Source organism: Pseudoalteromonas sp. SWYJZ98 (assembly GCF_015864495.1).
Taxonomy (GTDB): Bacteria; Pseudomonadota; Gammaproteobacteria; order Enterobacterales; family Alteromonadaceae; genus Pseudoalteromonas; species Pseudoalteromonas distincta.
Genome location: NZ_JADYXA010000073.1, coordinates 1 through 4,190, shown reverse-complemented (window position 1 = coordinate 4,190; position 4,190 = coordinate 1). Strand labels below are relative to the sequence as shown.

Genomic DNA, 4,190 nt, shown 5'->3' with positions numbered 1-4,190 from the left:
GCTCTGCGCCTGGCGGGTGGGGCCCAGGCGCTCGACCATCTGCGCGCTGGCCTCAAGACTCCAGTTGCTGGAGAAGAAACACAGAATGTTGCTTCCGTGCTGGAGACTCAACCCGTGGCCGGCGCTTTGTGGGTGGGCCACGAGCATTTGAATCTCACCCGCGTTCCAGCGGTCGATGATCTTCGGGTCGGCGCCGAGGTGCACAGCCTTGGGGAACGCCTTCAAGATGCGCGCCAGGTCGCTCTTGAAGTGGTACGCACAGAGCACTGGCATGCCTGCTGCCTCTTCGACCACGCTCTGCAGCGCCTCGATCTTGGCGTCGTGCACCAGCGACCATGCGCCGTCAGCGTCGGTGTAGAGCGCGCCAGAAGCGATTTGTAAAACCTTCTGCGAGAGGGCTGCCGCGCTGAAGGCTTCGATGGGCTTGCCTTCCAGCTCCACGAACATTTCTTGCTCCATTTTTTTATAGAGCTTCATGGCGGCCGATGGCATCTCAACCTTGATGTCGTTCTCGATGANGCGCTGAAGGCTTCGATGGGCTTGCCTTCCAGCTCCACGAACATTTCTTGCTCCATTTTTTTATAGAGCTTCATGGCGGCCGATGGCATCTCAACCTTGATGTCGTTCTCGATGAGTTCGGGTAAGTCAAAGTAGTCGCGCGCCTCCAGCGCGATGGTGATGTCTTTGATGGCTGCGCGAATTTGTTCGTCCGCAAAAGGTAGCGGTTCAATCTGTTGCTTCTGCGGGTCGCTTCCCGGGCGGGCGCGGAACCAGCGGTGGCTGAAGGCAGTGAAACTGGTTCCGAGGCGTCGGCCGGAATCCAAGAAAAAATACTGCGCCCACAAATCTTCCAGGCCATTCGGAGCGGGCGTGCCAGACAGGCAGATGAACCGAGTGGCGCGGGTCAACGCGACGCGGGCCAGGGCTTTGGCGCGCTTGCCCCCTTGGCCGGTGAGAAACTTCTTGCCGGACTTGCTCGTCTGGATGCTGACGCGCAGGCTCTTGAGTTTCGTGCTTTCGTCACAGACGATGCAATCGAACGACCAGTTGGCGCCGTGGTACTCCACCAGCCATTCCAGCACGTCGTAATTTGCCGTAACGATCACCGCGTCGGAGCCAATGGCGGCGCGGCGCGTATCGGCATCGCCGACGGCCACGGCGATCTTCATGTGCCCGAAGCTGGCTTTGAACTTCTCGATCTCACCGGGCCACGTGCTGACGGCCACGCGCTTGGGGCCGAGCACGAGCACGCGCTTGACCTCACCGAGCAGCAACAGCATGGACAGGGCCTCCAGGGTGGCCGGCCCTTTGCCGGTTCCCATGGACGCCGCCACGAAGCAGCGGGGGTGGTTCAGGATATGATTGGTGATGGCGGGCTGATAAACCCGAGGGGCGTAGCGGGTCACAGGAAAGGCGTGAGGTCAGGCTTGATGTACGACTGTGGCTTGGCAATCTTGCCGTTGGCATCGAACACCGGCTTGCCGTCAACGAATTTCGAATAGTTGCTCCGTGTGACCTCGGCCAGCGCGCCCTCGATGTCCAGCCCGAACATGTGGGCCACGCCGACGGCGGTGACGATCTGGTCGCAGATGGCGTCAAGCAGTTCGGTGCGGTCTGGTTGCATCACGCCCGGGAACTCGCTCTTCATGTAATTGGCCCACAGTTCGACGTTCGCCGAGGTGTTTTGGAAGCCCAATGCCGTCAGCATCTCGGCGAACTCTTCCGCGTGGCAACCGAGCTGTACGGCGCGGTTTTTGTCGGTGGGCTCCGGTACGGCAAGTTGGAACCACTGTTTGATGCGGGGAATTGTCATTTCGGTCTTTCAGTTGGTTGAGGAAACAGTGCTGCCCGCCAGGCGCTGCACCATGTCCAGATGCTGGGCCTTGCTGCGGTAGGTTCGCGCCCGTTCGGCGTCCGTCTTACGTTGCCGCTTGGCGTCGCGCCCTGGGCCGATCTTGTAAATCTTGATGGAGTCCCGGCCGCGTCCGTCTTTGTCCCATGCGCAGATGTGCGCGGCCTTGGCGGCGTGGAGTTCGCGGGTGTACTGCAGGACGGTGACGTAGTGTAGGCCCGTCAACTCGGCCAGGGTGCGGCAGTCGTGAACGCCCTCCAGCATGTGCAGGATCAACTGCGCGTAGGTCAGGGCTCCCACTTTCACTTGCTTCATTGCTTGCTTTCAGAGTTGATCTTCTTCACCGCCTGCGCCACCACCCAGCGAGTGCTGCCCATGCTGATGACGATCTCCGCCTGGGTGAGCCCCTGCTTGCGCAGGGCGGCCACGCGGGCGAGGTTGATGGGTTTCGTCTTGGGGCCGCTACCAGGGCGCGTACCGCCGTGGGTGTTCTTCATACCGGCACCTTTCCTGTTGCGTGCAGCACGGCAGTCCACACACCCTTGTCCGTGGGCGCCTGACCCCATTCCTCGGCGTAGCGGTTGTCGATGAGGTTCTTGGCGATGGAGCGGGCCTGCGCCTCTTTGACCCCCAGCCGCTCGGCCAGTTCGGCGCGGGTGGCGGGCAGGTGGGCCAGCGCTTTGTTGATGGTTTCGTTTCTCATGGTGCTTGGTCGATCACGTCTACGGCGAAGCCCATGGCACGCAGGCGGTCGTGCTCGCGCACTTGGCCGGGCCGGGGCTTCTTGTTGGGCGCCTTGTACTCCGCAAAGCGGAAGTAGCGGGCGACGATCTCCTGGTGCTCCGGTGGCACCGGGAACAGCTTGATGCGGTCGGGCACGTTGGCGCGGCCGGGCGACACGAACTTGAGGCTCAGGCCGCCGAGGGCGGTGGTGGCCTCTTTGTCGGCGCGCTCGATGGTGGACTCGCGGGTCATGCAGGGGCTTTCTTGTTGCGGTTGGCGATTTTGAACAGGTGCTCGACCTGGAACTGCGCGTCGGCCAGCGCGTTGTGCGCGCCGGTGCCCTTGTCGGCGGGGTTGTACTCGATGGCCGAGTACATGTTGCGCACGGTCCGAAAATCTCTTTCATTTGTCCAGTACCAAGGCGTCTTGATGTCGGCGCGCTTGTAGGCCCCGCCGACGATGGTCAGATCGAACGCATTCGAGTTGCCCCATGGGCGCACGTCCTCGTGGCGGCAGGTCTCTTTGATCCAGTCGCTGAAGTCCTGCAGCACCTTGCGGATGTCCTGCCCGTTGAAGCGCACGCCGTGGCGAGCCTCATCGCTCTGCCCCAGCCACCACAGGAACGCGGACGGGTCGATGGTGCCACCATCGCGCACGCTGGTCGCCAGGTGCACGGTGCGCAGGAACGTGGGGCCCAGGGTCTGCGTCTTCATATCGAAGAACACTGCGCCGATGGACATCAGCGCTCCGGTGGGCGGGAGGCCCGCAGTCTCTGTATCAATCATGAGATCGAAAAATTGGGTGGTCATATCAGCCCTTGTAGTAGCGAGTGGTTTCAAACCCGGCGGCCGAGAGCGGCAGGCCCGGGGCCCAGTCGGGGTTCGTGGACAGGATCGCCACGAGGCCGTCTGCGTCGTATTCAGGGGTGTCGGGCACTTCGGTCAAGCCTTCGTCGTGCACGCTGAGGACGGGCAGGTATCCCTTGTCCTCGGCCACTTGCAGCGCTGGCGCCAGGATGTCGCGCGAGGTGGTTTGGCAGACGTTGCCGGTCATCTTGCCTCCATGTGTGAACACCTTCACCCACTGCCGCGTGGTCTTGCCTTCCTCGGCTGCCTCGCCGAAGTAGGCGATGGTTCCGTCGTCCAACAGGTGCGGGTGGAAGTAGGTGATAAGCCGCCCGCTGGGCAGCCGCACGACCATCCAGCGCTGACCCTTGTGGGACACGCAGCGCACCTTGATGTACTTGCCAACAGGAAACACCACGCCCCAGTTCCGGAGGGCGCTCTTGGCCGCGTTCTGCAGGTCGTACCAGAAGGCTTTGGTGGCAGGGTGGCGAGCGCGCCAGGCGAGTTTGCACGCCTCGCTGGCGAGCCATTCGGTTTCGCTGATCTCCAGCGACTCCAATTGCGGGCGGCCCCACTTGTTCAGGTTTTCGTGAGCTTTGGCGATCAGCGCGGGGGACACCTGTTCCTGCAGAGTGCCCCAGTAGTCGGCCATGCGGACGTTGTAGGCCGCCGCGAACTTCTGGTAGCCAGACACACCGCCCATGTACCCGCTGGCGAGGTCTGAAACTTTCCCTAGCGAGTCGCGGATGTACTTGGGCACCTCCATGGCC

At 62.4% G+C, this 4,190-nt stretch carries 7 protein-coding genes and 2 pseudogenes; all 9 read right to left on the bottom strand.

Annotation, left to right across the window (positions count from 1 at the left end):
* Positions 1-477, bottom strand: a pseudogene (locus I6F10_RS19645) (ATP-dependent helicase); the annotation flags it as partial.
* Positions 474-1,334, bottom strand: coding sequence for an SNF2-related protein (locus I6F10_RS20570; RefSeq protein ID WP_442960935.1), 861 nt, complete (start codon positions 1,332-1,334; stop codon positions 474-476). The pseudogene I6F10_RS19645 and the gene I6F10_RS20570, both read right to left, overlap by 4 nt.
* A gap of 68 nt (positions 1,335-1,402) precedes the next feature.
* Positions 1,403-1,813 (bottom strand): nucleoside triphosphate pyrophosphohydrolase family protein, encoded by a 411-nt coding sequence (locus I6F10_RS19635; protein ID WP_114488330.1) that lies wholly within the window; start codon positions 1,811-1,813, stop codon positions 1,403-1,405.
* A 9-nt stretch (positions 1,814-1,822) separates the two neighbouring features.
* Positions 1,823-2,167: a hypothetical protein gene (locus I6F10_RS19630; protein ID WP_114488331.1), complete on the bottom strand. Its 345-nt coding sequence runs from the start codon at positions 2,165-2,167 to the stop codon at positions 1,823-1,825.
* Positions 2,164-2,349, bottom strand: a complete 186-nt coding sequence (locus tag I6F10_RS19625) for a hypothetical protein (protein ID WP_114488332.1) — start codon at positions 2,347-2,349, stop codon at positions 2,164-2,166. The genes I6F10_RS19630 and I6F10_RS19625 overlap by 4 nt, the downstream gene beginning before the upstream one ends.
* Positions 2,346-2,555, bottom strand: coding sequence for a hypothetical protein (locus tag I6F10_RS19620; RefSeq protein ID WP_114488333.1), 210 nt, complete (start codon positions 2,553-2,555; stop codon positions 2,346-2,348). The genes I6F10_RS19625 and I6F10_RS19620 overlap by 4 nt, the downstream gene beginning before the upstream one ends.
* Positions 2,552-2,827 (bottom strand): VRR-NUC domain-containing protein, encoded by a 276-nt coding sequence (locus I6F10_RS19615; RefSeq protein WP_114488334.1) that lies wholly within the window; start codon positions 2,825-2,827, stop codon positions 2,552-2,554. The genes I6F10_RS19620 and I6F10_RS19615 overlap by 4 nt, the downstream gene beginning before the upstream one ends.
* Positions 2,824-3,384 carry a 3'-5' exonuclease gene (locus I6F10_RS19610; RefSeq protein WP_114488335.1) on the bottom strand — a complete coding sequence of 187 codons (561 nt, stop codon included), beginning with the start codon at positions 3,382-3,384 and terminating at the stop codon, positions 2,824-2,826. The genes I6F10_RS19615 and I6F10_RS19610 overlap by 4 nt, the downstream gene beginning before the upstream one ends.
* 1 nt (position 3,385) lies before the next feature.
* Positions 3,386-4,190 (bottom strand): annotated as a pseudogene (locus I6F10_RS19605) (hypothetical protein); the annotation flags it as partial.